General features: G+C 65.0%; 14 protein-coding genes. 12 read left to right on the top strand and 2 right to left on the bottom strand.

Features of this window, described 5'->3' with window-relative positions; genetic code table 11:
• Positions 1–290 precede the first annotated feature (290 nt).
• The 12 genes from GTP45_RS28405 (at position 291) to GTP45_RS16350 (ending at position 13,707) form a co-directional block, all read left to right on the top strand.
• Positions 291–1,082, top strand: a complete 792-nt coding sequence (locus tag GTP45_RS28405; RefSeq protein ID WP_217363367.1) for an NF038120 family PEP-CTERM protein — start codon at positions 291–293, stop codon at positions 1,080–1,082.
• Positions 1,079–4,270 (top strand): S8 family peptidase, encoded by a 3,192-nt coding sequence (locus tag GTP45_RS29030; RefSeq protein ID WP_161014961.1) that lies wholly within the window; start codon positions 1,079–1,081, stop codon positions 4,268–4,270. Before GTP45_RS28405 ends, GTP45_RS29030 begins: the two co-directional genes overlap by 4 nt.
• A gap of 103 nt (positions 4,271–4,373) precedes the next feature.
• Complete coding sequence (locus tag GTP45_RS16395) at positions 4,374–5,168, top strand: transporter substrate-binding domain-containing protein (protein ID WP_229258507.1); 795 nt, start codon at positions 4,374–4,376, stop codon at positions 5,166–5,168.
• A gap of 46 nt (positions 5,169–5,214) precedes the next feature.
• On the top strand, positions 5,215–6,129 hold the full coding sequence (locus GTP45_RS16390) for a L,D-transpeptidase family protein (protein WP_229258506.1): 915 nt from the start codon (positions 5,215–5,217) through the stop codon (positions 6,127–6,129).
• A 48-nt stretch (positions 6,130–6,177) separates the two neighbouring features.
• Positions 6,178–6,486, top strand: a complete 309-nt coding sequence (locus tag GTP45_RS16385) for a DUF4124 domain-containing protein (protein WP_161014960.1) — start codon at positions 6,178–6,180, stop codon at positions 6,484–6,486.
• A 23-nt stretch (positions 6,487–6,509) separates the two neighbouring features.
• A complete protein-coding gene (locus GTP45_RS16380) occupies positions 6,510–7,202 on the top strand; it encodes an aspartate/glutamate racemase family protein (protein ID WP_161014959.1) in 693 nt (230 codons plus the stop codon).
• A gap of 3 nt (positions 7,203–7,205) precedes the next feature.
• Complete coding sequence (locus GTP45_RS16375; protein WP_161014958.1) at positions 7,206–8,042, top strand: DUF1444 domain-containing protein; 837 nt, start codon at positions 7,206–7,208, stop codon at positions 8,040–8,042.
• Between the two features lie 16 nt (positions 8,043–8,058).
• A complete protein-coding gene (locus GTP45_RS16370) occupies positions 8,059–8,691 on the top strand; it encodes a glutathione S-transferase (protein WP_161014957.1) in 633 nt (210 codons plus the stop codon).
• Between the two features lie 54 nt (positions 8,692–8,745).
• Positions 8,746–9,531, top strand: a complete 786-nt coding sequence (locus GTP45_RS16365; RefSeq protein WP_161014956.1) for a transporter substrate-binding domain-containing protein — start codon at positions 8,746–8,748, stop codon at positions 9,529–9,531.
• A gap of 10 nt (positions 9,532–9,541) precedes the next feature.
• A complete protein-coding gene (locus GTP45_RS16360) occupies positions 9,542–10,072 on the top strand; it encodes a gamma carbonic anhydrase family protein (protein WP_161014955.1) in 531 nt (176 codons plus the stop codon).
• 127 nt (positions 10,073–10,199) lie between these two features.
• A complete protein-coding gene (locus GTP45_RS16355; RefSeq protein WP_161014954.1) occupies positions 10,200–12,515 on the top strand; it encodes a TonB-dependent receptor domain-containing protein in 2,316 nt (771 codons plus the stop codon).
• Positions 12,516–12,525: 10 nt separating this feature from the next.
• Positions 12,526–13,707: a hemin-degrading factor gene (locus tag GTP45_RS16350; RefSeq protein ID WP_161014953.1), complete on the top strand. Its 1,182-nt coding sequence runs from the start codon at positions 12,526–12,528 to the stop codon at positions 13,705–13,707.
• Positions 13,708–13,750: 43 nt separating this feature from the next.
• Here the strand turns inward: GTP45_RS16350 and GTP45_RS16345 are convergent, their stop codons facing one another.
• Positions 13,751–14,518 carry a PEP-CTERM sorting domain-containing protein gene (locus GTP45_RS16345; protein ID WP_229258505.1) on the bottom strand — a complete coding sequence of 256 codons (768 nt, stop codon included), beginning with the start codon at positions 14,516–14,518 and terminating at the stop codon, positions 13,751–13,753.
• Between the two features lie 12 nt (positions 14,519–14,530).
• The gene (locus GTP45_RS16340; protein ID WP_161014952.1) at positions 14,531–17,677 is read right to left on the bottom strand and encodes a S8 family serine peptidase; all 3,147 of its coding nucleotides are present in this window, start codon (positions 17,675–17,677) and stop codon (positions 14,531–14,533) included.
• Positions 17,678–17,695 lie beyond the last annotated feature (18 nt).

Here is a 17,695-nt window from a genome sequence, read left to right as displayed (position 1 = left end):
GGTTGCGCTGCTATTCGCCGGCGAAATAACCGCTAGATGCTTTAAGCATGAAATATCTCTTTTTTTGATCATTTCTCATCGGGAATTTCTCTTTACTGAAAATAATGTGTGCAAAAACAACGAGATAAAAACGCGTTGTCGCTTCAATTCTCATAGTTGCCGAGGAATATAATTTTGTTATTGCGACAATATTCAAAATTAAAGCGCGGGCTTTCCTGAATTTGTTAACGCTATCATCAAACCGCAATCAGCTTCGATTGTTGTGATATTTATACGGGAGAGCAAGGGATATGAATCGTCAGTTTCAACCATGGGGACGCTGGCTGCGTCTCGCGTTGTTCGGCTGCTGCAGCCTGGCCGCCATGCCCGCCGCGCTGGCGGATACCATCAACTTTGAATCGCACAGCAATGTCGTCACGCCGGTGCTGGGCGCCGGCGATACCGCCTACGCGGGCCGCGACCAGTTCACCGTCGGCGACTACCTGGCCAGCGTGGCCGACAGCACCTTCGCGCAGAGCCTGCCCGACTACGAGCCCGGCGCGGCCGGCGTGATCGTCGACCACTCGGATCGGCTGGCGTGCAGCATCGTCACCTGCCCGGGCAGCTTCTTCAACACCACCCACTACTATGCCGGCCTGAACGACAGCTCGCTGACGCTGGCGCGCAGCGACGGCAAGGCCTTCTCGCTTGACGCGCTGGACTTCGCCTTCGTGGCGCCGGCCTACGACCTGCCCAACATGAGCTACGGCCAGCTGGTGCTGAGCGCAACCGTGGCCGGCGCCGCCAGCCCGGTCACGCGCAGCCTGAATTTCCCCGGCCAATTCCTCGACGGTAATTTCATCTTTGACACCTGGCAGCTCGACGCGGAATTCAGCACGCTGCAACTGACCAGCCTGACCATCAGCGCCTGCGTGTTCGACGATGCGCTCAACTGCCTGAACGGCGCCGACAGCTACAACCTCGCGCAATTTGCCGTCGATAACGTGGTGCTGTCGGCCGTGCCCGAGCCGCGTACCTACGCGCTGCTGGTGGCCGGCCTGGCGCTGCTGGCCGCGCGCCGCCGCAAGGAGGGCGCAGCATGAAGCCTTCATTCCTACGCCTGCGCCGCCTGCCGCTGGCGCTGCTGCTGGCCGCCGCCGGCGCCGGCGCTGCCGAAGCGCCGCGCCGCACCTACCTGATCCAGCTCAGCGACAAGCCGGCCGCTTCCTACACCGGCGGCGTCAGCGGCCTGGCCGCCACCAAGCCGCCCGCCGGCAGCCTGCTGAACCCGGAATCGGTGGCGGTGCAGAACTACCTCGGCTACCTCCAGCAGCGGCGCGCCGCCATCACTGCCGGCTTGCCGGCCGGCGCGCTGCTGCATGACTTCAAGCTGGTGTACAACGGCTTTGCCGCGCGCCTCAGCGACGCCGAGGCGCTGGCGCTGAAGAACACCGCCGGCGTGGTCTCGGTCAAGCCCGACACCTACTTCACCCCGGCCACGGCCTACACGCCGACCTACCTCGGCCTCGACAAGCCGGGCGGCTTGTGGAGCCAGGTCGGCGGCAAGGAGCACGCCGGCGAGGACATGATTATCGGCGTGATCGATACCGGCATCTGGCCCGAGAACCCGTCGTTTGCCGACCGCGTGGACGCCAGCGGCGTGCCCACCCACGATCCGTCCGGCACGCTCGCCTACGGCCCGCCGCCGGCGCGCTGGCGCGGCTTCTGCCAGTACGGCTACGGCTTCGGCCCGGGCTCGTGCAACAACAAGCTGATCGGCGCGCGCTACTACAACTTCCTCAACGGCACCGATTCCCAGCCGCACTGGACGGAATTCGACTCGGCGCGCGATTCCACTGCCGGCGAGTACGGCCACGGCGGCCACGGCACCCACACGGCGTCGACCGCGGCCGGCAACAACGGCGTGGTGGCCAGCATCGGCGGCACGGCAATGGGCGCCACCTCGGGCATGGCGCCGCGCGCACGCATTGCCGCCTACAAGATCTGCTTCACGCGGGTGGCGTCGGAAGACGGCATGACGGGCATTAACGGCTGCTCCAGCACCTCGGCCGTGGCGGCCATCGAGCAGGCCGTGTTTGACGGCGTGGACGTACTCAGCTACTCGATCAGCGGCATCACCAACACAGTGGACGAGATCGTGGAACAGGCCTTCCTCGGCGCCGCCAACGCCGGCGTGTTTGTGTCGGCGGCGGCCGGCAATGCCGGGCCGGGCAACTCGGTCAACCACCCGTCGCCGTGGCTGACCTCGGTCGGCGCGTCGACCACCGACCGCCTGGCCGGTGCCCAGCTCAAGCTCAGCAACGGCGCCAGCTACATCGGCGCTTCGGTCAACCCGGCCGCGCTGGCGCCGGTGCCGCTGATCCTGGCGGAAAACGCCGGCGCCATTCCCTACGACAACCTGGCGCCGGCCGACCGCGACGCGCGCCGCCTGTGCTACACCGAGACCGACCGCATCGCCAACGGCGCCAGCAGCAACGGCGCGCTCGACCCGGCGCTGGTCAGCGGCAAGGTGGTGGTGTGCCAGCGCGGCACCAGCGCGCGGCTCGACAAGAGCCGCGCGGTGCAGCAGGCCGGCGGCGCCGGCATGGTGCTGGTGGACGACGGCAATGGCATCCTGGTCGACCCGCACGTGGTGCCGACCGTGCACGTGTCGGTGCAGGACGGTGCCAGCATCCGCGCGGCGGCGGCCGGCGCGCCACTGCAGGCCGGCATCAGCGCCTTTGGCCGCTTCCCCAACCCCGAGGGTTCGCCCAAGATGGCGGCGTTTTCCAGCCGCGGCCCCAACCTGGCCGTGCCCAGCATCCTCAAGCCGGACTTGACCGCGCCCGGCGTCAACGTGCTGGCGGGCTATACCCCGGACATGACGCAAGAGCAGCATGACGCGGTGCGCGACGGGGCGCCGGTGACCCAGCTCGACTGGGCCTACCTGAGCGGCACCTCGATGGCAACGCCGCACGTGTCGGGGCTGGCGGCGCTGCTCAAGCAGCGCCACCCGGACTGGTCGCCAGCGGCCATCAAGTCGGCGCTGATGACCACCGCCACCGCCGTGGTCGACGACGGCTTGCCGGATGACTACAACGGCAAGAACGCCTTCGGCAGCGGCGCCGGCCACGTGGCGCCGACCGCGGCCGCCGATCCCGGCCTGGTGTACGACCTCGGCGCGCTGGACTACCAGCGCTTCCTGTGCGGCATCGGCTCGCGCAGCGTGGCCTCGGCGCTGTGCAGCAGCGGCGGCAGCATCAACGACTACGACCTGAACCTGGCCTCGCTGACGGCCGCCAACGTGCCCGACACGCTCACCGTCAAGCGCCGCGTGACCAATGTCAGCGGCGCGCCGGCCAGCTACCGCGCCACCGCCAGCGTGCCCGGCTTCACGGTCACGGTCGCGCCTGCCGTGCTGACGCTGGCCCCTGGCGCCAGCCAGGACTTCAGCGTGACGCTCAAGCGCACCACGGCGGGCAACAACGCCTGGGCGTTCGGCTCCCTGGAGTGGAGCGATGGCGTGCACCGCGTGCGCAGTCCGCTGACGGTGCGCACCTCGCTGTTCACGCCGGCGGACTGGTACTACTCGGAGGGCAGCTCGGGCAACAAGACGGTGGGCGTCACCACGGCCTACACCGGCAAGCTGGTGGCGAAGGCGGCCGGCCTGCGCGAGGCGGTGCAGGATACCTACACGCTGAGCCAGAACAGCTCGACCGACTACGGCGTGGCCGAGTGCGCGGCTGGCGGCAGCCCCAGCGTCAGCTACAAGCGCATCACCATCCCGCCGGGCACGGTGGGCGCGCGCTTCGCCCTGTACGACGAGGACACCAGCGGCAGCTCCGGCGACGACCTGAACCTGCTGCTGTTGGACGGCAAGGGCAACATGCTATACGGCAGCGTCAACCTGTTCACCTCCAACGAGGCGCTGCAAACCGCCGACCCCGAGCCGGGCGATTACATCGTGTGCGTGGTAGCGCGCACGCCGGTTGGCGGCAAGGCCACCGCCAAGCTGTCGACCTGGCTGATCTCGCCCGGCCCTAGCGCGATCGGCAATTTCAAGGTGCTGGCGCCGTCGACCGTGTTCGCGTACCGGCCGGCCTCGCTCAGCTACACCTGGTCGGGGCTGGTGCCGGGCCGGCGCTACCTGGGCGGCATTGAGTTCAGCAACAGCAGCCTGCGGCTGGGCGCGTCGCTGGTCTACGTCGACAGCACCGACACGATCTGGGCCAGCAGCACCCCGGCCGCCAGCTACCTGTCGCCGCGCCAGCTTGCGGTTGGCACGCGCTAAGCCCGCCGCCCCACAACCGGCGCGCGCCGCCGGTTGTGGGGTAATTGCCTCACTGCAATAGCCAGTTCGGGCGCGCGCTGGCATTGCGTTCTATAATTGGCGCATGCATTTAACTATCCCCGTGTTCTTGCTGGCCCTGGCGACCTGGCTCCCCGCGTATGCGGGCACAAGCTGCATTCCCGTGCGCGTGGGCTACATGGATCAGAACCGTCCGCCGTACTGGCTGGGCGATGGCGACAAGGTACCCGATCCGCCCGGCGCGGCGGTCGATTTGATCCGCGACGCCGTGCTGGGCGCCGGCTTCGGCTGCGCGCCGATCTGGGTACGGCTGCCGGTAGCACGCCTGAAAGTGGCGCTGACCAATGGCGATATCGACCTCGCTCCGCTCAGTGAGCAAAGTTTCTATCCAGCCGAGATCGCGCTGCCGAAAGACAAGGTTGGCAACATCGACCTCGAACGCGCCTTGCACAACAAAGTGCTGGTGCTGGTGCGGGCCAAGGACAAGCTGCCGGCCAGCACCAATCCCATGCAATTCTTCAAGGGCAAAATGCTGGGCATCCCGCAGGGCAACGGCTACGCCGCGCGCCTGCGCGAAGCTGGTCTGACCCTGGACGAAGGCGGCCGCGACCTCGACCGCAATATCGAGAAGCTCAAGCTGGGCCGGGTAGAGGGCGTGGTAGTGGCGGCCGTGGCGCCGGCCCACCTCAAGGAGACCTTGGACAAGTACAAAGGCGAGGTGGTGCAACTGCCGCAGCCGCTGCTCAACATCCGCGTCTGGCTGGCCTTCAACGACAACTTCTACCGCGCCCACACGCCGCAAAGCGAAGCGCTGTGGACGTGGCTGGACAAAAACCGCAGCCGCCTCGGCTATGTCATGCAGAAGTACCGCAAGGATTAAAACGCTGCGCTAGAATGCGGCTCCCTGATTCCATCTGAGCTTAGGTTTGAAAGCTTTATTCCTTGTATTGATGCTGGCCGTGGGCGCTGCTGCCGCCGCCGAGCCGGCGCTGTCCGCCGCCGATACCCAGCTGCTGCGTGCACAAGTGTTATTGGATCGCGCGCATTTTTCTCCCGGTGAACTCGATGCTGCTTACGGCAGCAATATGCGGCAGGCCGTGCGCGGCTTTCAGAAGCTGCGCCAGCTGCGCGTGAGCGGCACGCTCGATGCGGCGACGTGGAAGGAACTGGAGCGCGATCAGGCGCCGGTATTGGAAGTCTATGTCTTGACCGCCCAGGATATCGCCGGGCCGTATGCCAAGGTGCCGGCGGACATGGCGGGCAAGGCCAGATTGGCGTCGCTCGGCTACGTCAATCTGCTGGAGGCGCTGGGCGAGCGCTTCCATTGCAGCCCCGAGTTGCTGCGACGACTGAATCCCGGCAAGAAGATGCGGCAGGCCGGCGAACAATTGCTGGTGCCGAACGTGCTGATCGCCAAGCCGCTGCCGAAAGCCGCATCGGCGCTGGTCGACGCGAAAGAGGGCACGCTGACCTTGCTCGACGCCGGCGGCATGCCGTTTGCGCAATTCCCGGCCAGCACCGGCAGCAGGCACGACCCGTTGCCGGAAGGCCGCTGGCAAGTGCGCGGCGTGGCCACCAATCCTGAATACCGCTACAACCCGAAACTGTTCTGGGACGCCAAGGCTGGCGACACCAAGGCCCGCATCGCGGCCGGCCCCAACAACCCGGTCGGCCTGGCGTGGATCGACCTGAGCATCGAGCACTACGGCATCCACGGCACGCCGGAGCCGGGCAAGATCGGCAAAACCCAGTCGCACGGCTGCGTGCGTCTGACGAATTGGGACGTGATGCAAGTGGTGCGCTCGCTCGGCCGTGGCGCCACGGTGTTAATGCAATCTTAGTGACATTTCAATAGATTTCCACGTGGAAATGTTGAGTAGAATCGGCCCATGTCGAAACTACTCACCCTTTTCCTGTGCACGATGCCGCTGCTGGCGCAGGCCCAGATTTACAAATGGGTCGACGCCAGAGGCGTGGTGCACTACACCGACAACAAGTTCGAGGCCGGCGAGACGCCGGTCAAGGAACTCAAGCCCAACGGCCCGCCATCGACGCCGCTGCCGGAAGGCGTCACGTGGCAAGAGCGCGACGCCGAATTCCGCCGCAAGCAGCAGTACAAGCTGCTCAATCCCAGCTACCGCCCACGCCCACTGCAAGCCTCCCACTGCCAACCCAACACGGCTACCGTTTGCCGGTAGAATGGTCTCACCAGGAGGCGCATTTGAAAACTATCGGACTAATCGGCGGCATGAGCTGGGAATCGACGGTGCCTTACTACCGTCAAATCAACGAGACCATCAAGCAGCAACTGGGCGGACTGCATTCGGCCAAAGTGGTTCTGTACAGCGTGGACTTTCACGAAGTCGAGCGCTTGCAGCATGCCGGCGATTGGGATGCGGCCGGTGTGATGATGGCCGATGCGGCGCGCGCCTTGCAGGCTGCCGGCGCCGACTTCATCGTGCTGTGCACGAACACCATGCATAAAGTCGCGCCGGCGATTGAAGCGGCGGTGAGCATTCCGCTGTTCCATATCGCCGATCCAACCGCGCAGGAGATCAAGCGCGTGGGCATGCGCAAGATTGGCCTGCTCGGCACGCGCTTCACCATGGAACAGCCGTTCTACAAGGACCGCTTGCGCGAACTGCACGGCCTCGACGTGGTGGTGCCGGGGCCGGTCGACCGCGACATCGTCCACCGCATCATCTACGAAGAACTGTGCCTCGGCCAGATCGTTGACGCCTCGCGCGACGCATACCGCCGCATCATCGCCGCGCTGGAAGAGCAGGGCGCGCAAGGCATCATCCTCGGCTGCACCGAAATCTCGCTGCTGGTAGCGCAGCAGGACTCGGCTGTGCCTTTGTTCGACACCACTTCCATCCACGCTCAAAGCGCCGCTTTATGGGCGCTCAATTAAACTATGAATCGACTTCTCTGCGCGATTGCACTGAGCTTTACCATGGCGGCGCACGCCCAAAACGCGCCCACCGACCCAGCGGGATTTACCGAGTTTGGTGCTGCGACCTTGCGTGCAAAATTAGGGCCAGACGTGCCATTAAAGGTGAAGGGGCCGCTTAGTTTGCAGATCGACGATCTGCAAGTGAACCTCGATCGCGTCTACTCTTTCTGTAGCAAGAACGCGGGGGAGTGCAATAGTGCGCTGGCTGAGTTTGGCCAGAAGGTTTCAGCATTCCTCAAAGAGCGCAATGCGCCGGTCGATACCAAGTCCGTGCTGCTGGCTATACGCAGCAGCGCTTATCTCAAGAATGCACAGGCACAGTTGGGCAACGATGCATCGGCCCTGAAAATTCGTCAGCTGACGGAAGGCTTGGTCACGGTGGCAATGCTCGATACGCCCAGCACGGCACGCCCGCTCAACACCAAGGACGCTACGCGGCTTAGCTTGTCCGACGATCAGCTATTTGCCTTGGCCGCCAAGAATTTACAAGCTTCGCTGGAACCTTTGAGCAGTAAGGCCAAGCCTGTCGGCAGTGGAAAAATCGGCACCTTGCGCGGCGGGTATTATGAGACCGGGAGGATTGCACTCACTGCTGATTGGGCCGATCTAGCTGCTGCGCAAAGCGGTACATTGTTGATCGCGGCTCCGGCGACGGACGTTATACTCTACATTTCGGAATCATCCCCTACCGCCATTGATGCGTTGCGTGCGTTGGCAAAAACGGTTGCTGCCAAGTCGCAAACGCCACTGTCGCAGGCCGTGTTGAAATGGAGGGCGGAAGGCTGGGTGAGCCAATAATCTCAATGGAGTAGAAATGAAACTGATCGGTATGCTGGATTCACCCTATGTCCGCCGGGTGGCGGTGTCGTTGCAGTTGCTGGGTGTGCGCTTTGAGCACCAGTCGCTGTCGGTGTTCAGCACCTACGAGCAGTTCCGCCAAATCAACCCGGTGGTGAAGGCGCCGACGCTGGTCGACGGCGACGGCAATGTGCTGATGGACTCGACCCTGATCCTGCAATACGCCGAATCGATCGCCCGCCCGGCCAACCGCCGCACGCCGTCCATGCCGACCGAATTGATGCGCTCGCAGTCCTTGCTCAGCTTTGCGCTGGCCGCCTGCGACAAGTCGGTGCAGCTGGTCTACGAGCGCAAGCTGCGCCCGGCAGAAAAGCTGCACCAGCCATGGGCCGACCGCGTGATCGCCCAGCTGCGCGCCGCGCTGGACGTGCTGGAAGCTGAGCAAGTGAAGGAACCATTGCCAGTCACCAGCGCCGACATCCCGCCGCCGGGCGTGATGATGGCCATCACCTGGCACTTCATCCGCCAAATGCTGCCAGACGTGGTGGCCGACGCCGACTACCCGGCACTGGCGGCCTACTCGCAGCAAGCCGAAGCGCTGCCCGAATTCAAGGCCGCCCCGCACGGCGACAGCACCTACCAAGCTTAAACTTGTCATTCGGACAGCTTATAATGGCGTTTTGTCGTAGACACCGCCATTTTTATGCTGCGTTCTTTCCTGCTAGCTTTGTTTCTGTGCGGTTCTGCCTGCGCTGAGGCTGCTTGTCCGCCGGTGCGCATCGGCTATATCGATCAGGATCGGCCGCCGTATTGGCTGGGCAGCGGGGCCGAGGTGCCTGATCCGGCTGGCGTCGGCGTCGACTACATGCGCGCCATGGCGGCCGCCATGATTCCTTGCCCGATTCAATTTACCCGCATGCCGACCACGCGCCTGAGAGTGGCGCTGGCGGCGGGCGAGATCGATTACCTACCGATTGAAGAACGCCCCGAGATCCCCGCCGAAATCGTGCTGCCGCGCGACCGCAGCGGCGCGCTCGACCGCAGCCGCGCCGTGAAGACCAACATCATTGTGCTGGTGCGCGCCGCCGACCAGCTGCCGCCCGACACCATCACGCCGCGCTATTTCCAGGGCCGCGTGATGGGCGTGCCTTACGGCGCGCCGTACGCCGACGCGCTGCGCGAAGCCGGCATCCGCGTCGATGACGGCGCCCGCGACCTCGAACGCAATGTCGGCAAGCTCAAGCTCAAGCGCGTGGACGGCGTGGCGCTCACCGTCGGCCAGCTCAACGACATGGATCAGTCCATCGCCGAACGTTACGGCAGCGAGGTCGTGCGCCTGCGCGTTCCCCTGTTCAGCAGTAATATCTGGCTGGCGACTAACCCCGCTTACTATGCCGCCCACCGCGAGCAGGTGGAAGCCGTCTGGACGTGGATGGCCACGCACCAGAACGAGCTGAGCGGCATGTTGAACAAGTACTCCCGCAAATAAGGAATTCCGCATGGCCGTATCGTCTTACCTGAACACCTCGCCGCAACTGGGCGAGGGCTTGTACATGCACCCATCCGCCACCGTGATCGGCGACGTCACCGTCGGCAAGGATTGCTCGATCTGGTGCAACACCGTGCTGCGCGGCGACGTTAATCGCATCGTCATCGGCAATTACACCAACGTGCAAGACTTTGCGATGTGCCACGTGTCTCACAAGAACGCGGCCAAGCCGGACGGCTCGCCGCTGATCCTCGGCGACTACGTCACCATCGGCCACCAGGCCATGCTGCACGGCTGCAACATCGGCAACGAGGTGCTGATCGGCATGGGCGCCATCGTCATGGACGATGTGGTGGTGCAAGACCAGGTGATGGTCGGCGCCGGCAGCCTGGTCGCGCCGGGCAAGGTGCTGGAAAGCGGCCACCTGTACGTCGGCCGTCCAGCCGTGAAGGTGAGGGCGCTGACGCCGGAGGAAATCGCCTACCTCAAGTACTCCGCCGAGCACTACGTGCGCGTCAAAAACAACTACCTAGCCGGATGAAATAGCATCTTTACCAATCTTGATCTCTTTACCTCTTGTAAATGAGAATCATTATTGTTAAGATGCGTTTTTGCCAGCGATCATATCCCCGAGAGCCAGCCGTTTAACATCTCTCTCTTGGATAACTATGGTCGCTACCCTTACGGGCGCCCGGCACCTGGCCGCGCCTCTGTCTCTTCACGTCCAATCCGCCCTGCTGGTGATGCTGGGCGCGGTTGCTTTGCCGGTGTTTGCGCAGGAAACCAAATCGGCCGGCGAATTGTCGGAAATCCTGGTGCAAGCCAAGCGCGACGACGCCGCCACCTCCACCCGCAACGGCAGCACCACTGTGATCAGCTCGCGCCAGCTGGAGCAGAACAACGCCATCGACATGAGCAACATCTCGCGCTACTCGCCGCTGATCAGCGTGCCGGCAGCGGCCAGCGGTGGCGGCAGCGTGTGGGATAGCGCCAGCAATACCGGCTTTAACATTCGCGGCATTGAAGGCAACCGTGTCAGCCTCGATCTGGACGGCATCTCGCTGCCGGACGCGGCGCCGAAACCGGACGGCAGCACCTTGAACGCCTTCGGCATCGGCCGCGACTACTTCGACCCGGAGACCTTCCGCGACGTGCGCATTGGTTCCGGCTCCAGCCCATCGGGCACGGGCACGCCGGGCCTCGGCGGCTCGGTGTCCTTCGTGACCAAGTCGCCGGAAGACTACCTCGACGGCACGCGCAAGGTCTACGCCGACTATAAATTCGGCTACACCGCGGACCGCGCCAGCCGCATGCACGCGGTCACCGCCGCTACCGAAATCAATCCTGGCCTGAAAGCCTTGATCGTGGCTGTGCACCGCACTGGCGAGCAAGCCGACAGCAAGAGCAGCGTGCCGGTCAACCCGGACGACTGGAACTCGGACGCCGTGCTGGCCAAGCTGAACTGGACTATCGCGCCGGGCCAAAAACTGAACTTCGCCATCGACCACTTCAAGGCCGAGCACGACCGCAACTACGACAACAAGACCAGCACCTTGTACCCGACCGGCGTCACGCAAAACTCGAACACCAAGCGCAACCGCTTCAGCGTCGATCACCAGTGGACGCCAAGCGGCGTCGCCCTGTTCGATACCCTGGACAGCAAGCTGTACACGCAAAAAGCCGAAGTGGTCGACCTGACCCACGCCGATTACTTCTCGGGCGGCCAGAAGTACATCCGCGACATCAACACCGGCTACTACAACGACAGCAAGGGCTTGTCGCTGGACGCCACCAAGCAACTGGGCGTGGGCAATCTGCTCAGCTACGGCGTGCAATACGAACGCTTGGAAAGCCGCCGTCCGTGGACTGAAGATCGCCTGGTGGTCGCCACCGGCGCGCACCAGTACACCACCAAGTCGCGCATGGCCGACATGGACACCGACAAATACGCCGCCTACGTGCGCGGCGAGTTCGGCTTCGCACTGGCCGGCCATCAAGCTACGCTGACGCCGGGCCTGCGCGCCGAACAGCGCAAGCTGACGCCGAAGAACCTCGACAAATACGTGGTTGCCGTGCCGAGCGCGGCCAAGGAAATCAAGGAAGAAACCGATTCCTACCTGACGCCATCGCTGAACCTGTCGGTGGAACTGGCGCCTAACCTGAACGCCTACGCGCAGTACTCGCGCGGCACCCGACTGCCATCGGCAGCCGAGCGCACCGGCACTTACGACTCGTTCAGCTACACCGGCACCGGCACCGGCTACGCCGTGCTGGGCAATCCAGACCTGAAAAAAGAAACCAGCAACGCATTCGAGCTGGGCCTGAAAGGCGTGCTGACGCCGGGCGTGGAATTCAGCGCCTCGGTGTTCAACACCAGGTATGACGACTTCATCGAGTACGCCACCCAGCCGGTCGACCGCGTCAACTACCCGACCATCACCCAAGGCCTGTTCCGTCCAGAGAATATCGGCGAGGCGCGCATCTACGGCGCCGAGTTCAACACCCGCTTCGTGCTGGGACAATGGCTGCAAAACATGAAAGGCTACAGCGTCAACCTGGCGGCCGGCGCATCGAAAGGCACGGCGGACAACACCAAGACCGGCAAGTCGGCCGACCTGGCATCGGTCCAGCCGTACAAGGCCAACGCCACCTTCGCGTATGACGATCCGGCCCTGCGCGGCGGCGCGGCCTTCACCGCCAGCACCGTGCGCGGCAAGCAAGCGGCCAGCGACGTGCTGACCGGCAGCAGCACCACCATGTTCAAAGTGCCGGGCTACAGCGTGTTCGATCTGACCGCGTACTGGAACATCGGCAAGCACGTTGTCCTCAGCGGCGGCGTGTACAACATCGGCGACAAGAAGTACTGGGACTACGCCTCGTCGCGCACCCTGGCTGCCGCTACCACGGCGGCGACGTTTGCCGACATCGAGCGCCAGTCGCGCCCGGGCCGCAACTACGCATTCAACCTCAAAGTGATTTACTAAGGAGCTAGCCATGAAACCCCACCATCGATTTGCCCTGGCGCTGAGCGGCGCCCTGCTGATTTCGTCGTTGCCGGCGGGCGCAGCCAGTCTGACCGAGCGCTATGAAGCGCTGCGCACCGAACAGCCCAAGCTGGCGCTGCGCGACGCCGCTGCCAAGCTGAACGTGTCGGAAGCGGAACTGCTGGCCGCCAACGGCATCGGCAAGACCGTGACCCGCCTGCAGGAAGGCGAAAACGTGCCGCGCGAAATCATGCGCCGCGCGCTCGATCTCGGCAAGGTCATGGCCATGACCCGCAACGAAAACGCCATCCTCGAACGCACCGGCGTGGCAACGCGCATGAAGCCGCAAGAGCCGATCACCGGCCTCGATGCGGACAAGGAGAAAGAACGCGAAGCGCGCATGCGCAACATCGCCGGCGGCTACCTCGGTGGCGAGATCGACCTGCGCTTCACGTTCAAAAACTGGAAGTACGCGTTTGCCGTGGTGCAGCCGGGCAAAGACGGCGCGGTATCGCGCAGCCTGCAATTCTTCGACGCCAGCGGCAACGCCGCGCACAAGGTCTACGTGAAGAGCGACGAAGGCGTGGCCGTGTTCGACAAGATCGTGGCCGACTTCCGCAATCCATCGCAAAGCGCCGAGCTGAACGTGGTGGCGGCGCCGGCTAAAAAAGCGCCGAAGGCCGACAGCGCAGTGGACGTGAAAGAATTCCAGCAGGCGTGGAACGAAATCAACGACGTGCACCAGTTCAACCGTCTGCTGACCGAGTTCGGCGTGACGCGTGAGCAAGGCATGCGTTTGGGCCCGGTCGACAAAGTGCAGCGCATTGCGCCGCAAGCTGTGCGCCAACTGCTGGAGCAAGCGGCCAAGCAGCAGGTTGAAATCATGGCCTTCCTGGGCAATGAATCGACCATCCAGATCTTCAGCGGCAAGATCAACAAGGTGCAGGAGGCGGGCGGCTACTTCAACGTGCTGGATCCCGAGTTCAACCTGCACCTGCGTGATAGCGCGCTGGTGAGCGGCTACGTGGTCAAGCGCGCGGGCGTGGTGAACGTCGAGTTCTACGACAAGGACGGCAACGAAGTAGTGAGCTTCTTCGGCGTGCGCAGCCGCGAGAAACCGGTGCCGCAAGCGTGGATTGATCTGACCGCCGCCCTGCCCACACTGGATGCCGCCAAGCAGGCCAGCCGTTAATCAGGCAGGCCGCGCGCACCGCCGGCGCGCGCGGCCCGGTTGCTTACTGCTGCACGACGCGGCGGCGGGCGGCCCAGCCGAGCAGGCCCAGGCCGGCCAGCAGCATGCTGTAGCTGGCCGGTTCTGGCACTGCCGAGACCTTGATGTTGTCGATCGCCAGATTGTAGTAGATCACAGTGCCCTGCACCGAGTCAGGCCGCATGGAGACGATCGCCATTTCATCGACATCTTTCAGGATGCGGGCAAAGCTCTGGCCGTAGGGCAGGTGCGACTCGTAGTTTTGGTCGAACGCGCCATAGCCGTTCCAGCCAGCCGGCAGGGTGCCGGAACTGGTGTCGAGCACCGTGACCGACAAGTGCTGGTCGGCCGGGAGGCCATCGCCGATCACCCCCAGCGAGTACCACACGCTGGAGTAGGCGGTGACGTCGCCGGGCTTGTCGTGGTCGCGCAGCTCCAGGATCAGTTGCTGGCGCATCGGCCAGCCGCCGGGGAAGCCGTCGGCGATTTCGGCCACCGAGATGTCGAGGCTGAAGGTGAACGACTTCATGGCGCTGTAATCGCCGAGGAAACTGGCGTTGGTGCGGGTGCTCAGTTCAAATGACGACGCGGCGCCGTCGATGTGTAAGGCGTTGCTGCCATTGCCGAGCGCTGCATCGATGCCGCTGCTGGGCACTCCGGCAGCGCCTCCGCCTTTCCAGCCTTGCATGTCGTGAGAAAAATCCACGGTCGCCGGCGCCAGGGCGTGGGCGCTGCCGCCGCCCAGTGTGGTCAATGCCGCCAGGATGGCCGCGCAAAAAGTATGTGCTTTCATGGTATGGTCCTTTTAAAGAGGGGCTTTCAGGCGCTGGGTGCGCACTTGTTTGCTCAGCGGCGGCGGCAGCGGTACCGGGTTGCCGGTATCGATGCTGACCGCCGTGGTGCTGCCGACCGTGCCGGCGCCGTCGGCGAACTGCAGTACGCCGAAGTAGCGCTGCTGCGGCGCCAGTCCCGACCAGCTGACGCCCACCGTGGCGTAGGCGCCCGCGTACACCTTGGTCGGCAGCGTGACCTTCAGCGTGCCGTTGTTGTCGGCCGGGGTGACGATGGCCGAGGACAGCTGGAAGCCGGTGCTGCGGTTGTTGGCGATCCAGTTGCCGATCACGCACACGCGGTAAGTGCCGGCCAGCGGACTGTTGAGGGTGATGCTCTCGTCCGAGCCCTGCTTGGCGCTCAGTTCCATCAGCGCGCCGTTGACGCCGAACACCGCGAGGTCGAGGTCGTGATTGCCGCCGTCGCCGGTATCGCGGTTGAACAGTTCGAAGCGCGCGGCCAGGGTGTTGGCCGGGATCGCGACCGGAATCACCCTGACGCCGGCCTGGCCGGCATTGCAGGCGGCGACGATCTGTTCCTTGGTGTCGACCGAGTTGAACGGCGCTTGCGCCACCTCGTAGCTGGCGCGGCTGACCGGTTTCATGCCGCCCACTGTGGTCGCCAGCTTGCCGCTGTAGCCGGTGTAGACGCTGAGCGCGCGCAAGCCGCTGGCCTTTTCCGCGACGACCGGCGTCGGCGCGTCGATCAGGTAGCCGGTGCTGGCCTGCAGCGGGCTGGTGACGCTATGGCTGCCGTCGCTCCAGCTCAACGCGCCGTATTGCCACTGCCGTTCCGGCGCGGTGGTGCGCTTGAGCGCCACGTTGAAGCTGGCGCTCTCGCCCGGCGCCAGCGTCAGCGTGGCCGGGCTCACCGTGACGTCAAAGCCGGGCAGGCTGGCCCTGGCGTTGTAGGTGGCGCGGCTGGCGCCGACGTTGGTGACCTTGCGGCTCAGGGTGATGGCGTAGCCGGCGTTGGCGGCCGTCAGGCTCGGCAGGTTGAGGTTGTAGGCCATGATGCTGCCGCTGCCGCATTGCGCCGTCACGCCCAGGCCGCACAGGTACTTGGCATAGTCGGCGCTGCCGAGATCGTAGACCAGGCCGGGATCGGTGGCGCTGTTGGGGACGATCTGGCCGGCGCCCTGGCCCCACGGCAGGGTGCCGCTGGGTCCGCCTGGGCCCAACGGCGCGGAGGAGCGGTTGTCCGTCACATTGTCGGCCACGGTCGGGCGGGTGGTGGTCATCAGCGCCGACTTGATGGCGGCCGGCGACCAGTCCGGGTGTTGCTGGCGCAGCAGCGCGGCGATGCCGGCCACGTGCGGCGTGGCCATCGAGGTGCCGGCCCAGAAGCTCCACGGCGTCGGCGACTTCAGCGTGCCGGCCGCCACCTGCGCGTGCTGCTCCTCGCTCAGTTCCGGCGCGATGCCGGACAGGATGTCGACGCCCGGCGCCGCCAGGTCCGGCTTCAGCACGTTCGGGTCCAGCGAGTTCGGGCCGCGCGAGGAGAATTCGGCCACCATCGGCGCCGGGGCGGCGCCGTTCACGTGGGCAAAGGCCGACAGCGCCGCCATGCCGCGCCCGCTGCGCGCGTAGTCGGTGATGGCGGTGCCGTCTTCCAGCGAGACGTGCAGGGTCGGCAGCACGTAGTTGGCGAGGAAGCCGCCTTGGCTGTTGTCCAGCAACACCATGGCGACGCCGCCGGCGTTTTTCACTGACTGCGCCTTGTCGATGACGGGGTAGTCGCCGCGGCGGCACAGCACGATTTTGCCCTTGACCTTGGCCGGGTCGAGCACCGTCAGCGCTTCTTCGGTGTAGGGGTCGACCAGCGGGCAGAGGCGCGCCAGGCTTGGCGCCACGCCGGGCAGGGCGGCGTCTTCGGCGAGGACCAGGCTGGTTTGCGGCAGGGCGCTCTGGTTCAGCGACAGGCCGCGGTACTGCTTGCCGTTGCCCAGCGTCAGGGTGGCCAGTTGCTGCTGGCCGTGGGTGGTGGCGGCCACCGTGGTCAGCCACGGCGTCATGTGCGACAGCGTGAAGTTGTACGGGCCCTCGTTGCCGCCGGCGGCGGCAACGAACACGCCGGCCGAGGCGGCGTGCAGGAAGGCCAGGTCGACCGGGTCGTCCAGCGTCTGGCCGCCGCTGATTGAGTAGTTGATGACGTTGACGCCGTCGCTGATGGCCTTCTCGATGGCGGCCACGCTGTCGCTGGCCATGCAGGAATTGAATGGGCGCCCGTTCAGGTCGACGCCCGTCCAGCACACTTTGTAGGCCGCCAGCCGCGCGCGCGGGGCCATGCCGGCGTTGGCCGGCATGGCGACACCGTAGACCTCGGCCGGCACGTCGCGGTTGCCGGCGGCGGTGGTGGAGGTGTGGGTGCCGTGGCCGTGCGAGTCGCGCGGCGACAGGAACTCGGTCCAGTCCAGCGGCGCATAATCGAGGAAGCCCTTGGCAAAGTACTGCGCGCCGATCAGCTTGTTGTTGCAATAGCTGCGCTCGAAGCCGGCGCCGGACTCGCAGCTGCCGCGCCAGCGGGCGGGCGGCGCATCGTAGGCGAGACTGGCGTTGCCATCCCAGGTCGGCTTGCCGTTGACGTCGAGGCGGTCGCTGTAGGACAGGTTTTCCGGCACCACGCCGGTGTCGAGCACGCCAATGATGATGTCTTCGCCGGCGTGCTGCTTGCCGCCGAGCTGGCTCCACAAGCCGTTGGCCTGGTCGAGGCCGAGGAAGCTGGTGGTGTAGTTGGTGACCAGGTGGCGCGGGGCGTCGGCGCTGATGGCGGCAACGTCGCTGCGTGCCTTGAGCTGGCGCACCTCGTCGTCGGTCAGCATGGCGGCAAAGCCGTTCAGGGCCAGCTGGAACTGGTACTGCACCGGCGCGTTGGCGATGGTGGCCAGCAGGCTGCCCTGCTTTTGCGCCAGGTACTGGCTGTACAGCTGCACGTTGGGCGCGCTGAGGTCGAGCTGCTGGCCGGCGGCCGGGCGGGTCGCCTGGATGCCGCTGACGCCGCCGGTGTAGGTGCTGACCGGCTTATCGGCCAGTTGCACGATGTAGGGGCGGCGCACGTCGTCGGCGTGCGCCGCGCCCAGGCAGCACAGGGCCACCGCGATGAATATCGGTTGTAGTTTCATGATCAATGGTCAGGTAGG

The organism is Duganella rivi (assembly GCF_009857435.1).
Lineage (GTDB): Bacteria > Pseudomonadota > Gammaproteobacteria > Burkholderiales > Burkholderiaceae_D > Rugamonas > Rugamonas rivi.
This window is presented reverse-complemented; position numbering and strand designations above follow the sequence as displayed.

Coding starts and splice junctions, on each gene's coding strand:
- GTP45_RS16385 (WP_161014960.1), top strand. CDS start 6,178: ATGTCGAAACTACTCACCCTTTTCCTGTGCACGATGCCGCTGCTGGCG.
- GTP45_RS16375 (WP_161014958.1), top strand. CDS start 7,206: ATGAATCGACTTCTCTGCGCGATTGCACTGAGCTTTACCATGGCGGCG.
- GTP45_RS16355 (WP_161014954.1), top strand. CDS start 10,200: ATGGTCGCTACCCTTACGGGCGCCCGGCACCTGGCCGCGCCTCTGTCT.
- GTP45_RS16340 (WP_161014952.1), bottom strand. CDS start 17,677: ATGAAACTACAACCGATATTCATCGCGGTGGCCCTGTGCTGCCTGGGC.
- GTP45_RS16345 (WP_229258505.1), bottom strand. CDS start 14,518: ATGAAAGCACATACTTTTTGCGCGGCCATCCTGGCGGCATTGACCACA.
- GTP45_RS29030 (WP_161014961.1), top strand. CDS start 1,079: ATGAAGCCTTCATTCCTACGCCTGCGCCGCCTGCCGCTGGCGCTGCTG.
- GTP45_RS16365 (WP_161014956.1), top strand. CDS start 8,746: ATGCTGCGTTCTTTCCTGCTAGCTTTGTTTCTGTGCGGTTCTGCCTGC.
- GTP45_RS28405 (WP_217363367.1), top strand. CDS start 291: ATGAATCGTCAGTTTCAACCATGGGGACGCTGGCTGCGTCTCGCGTTG.
- GTP45_RS16395 (WP_229258507.1), top strand. CDS start 4,374: ATGCATTTAACTATCCCCGTGTTCTTGCTGGCCCTGGCGACCTGGCTC.
- GTP45_RS16360 (WP_161014955.1), top strand. CDS start 9,542: ATGGCCGTATCGTCTTACCTGAACACCTCGCCGCAACTGGGCGAGGGC.
- GTP45_RS16370 (WP_161014957.1), top strand. CDS start 8,059: ATGAAACTGATCGGTATGCTGGATTCACCCTATGTCCGCCGGGTGGCG.
- GTP45_RS16350 (WP_161014953.1), top strand. CDS start 12,526: ATGAAACCCCACCATCGATTTGCCCTGGCGCTGAGCGGCGCCCTGCTG.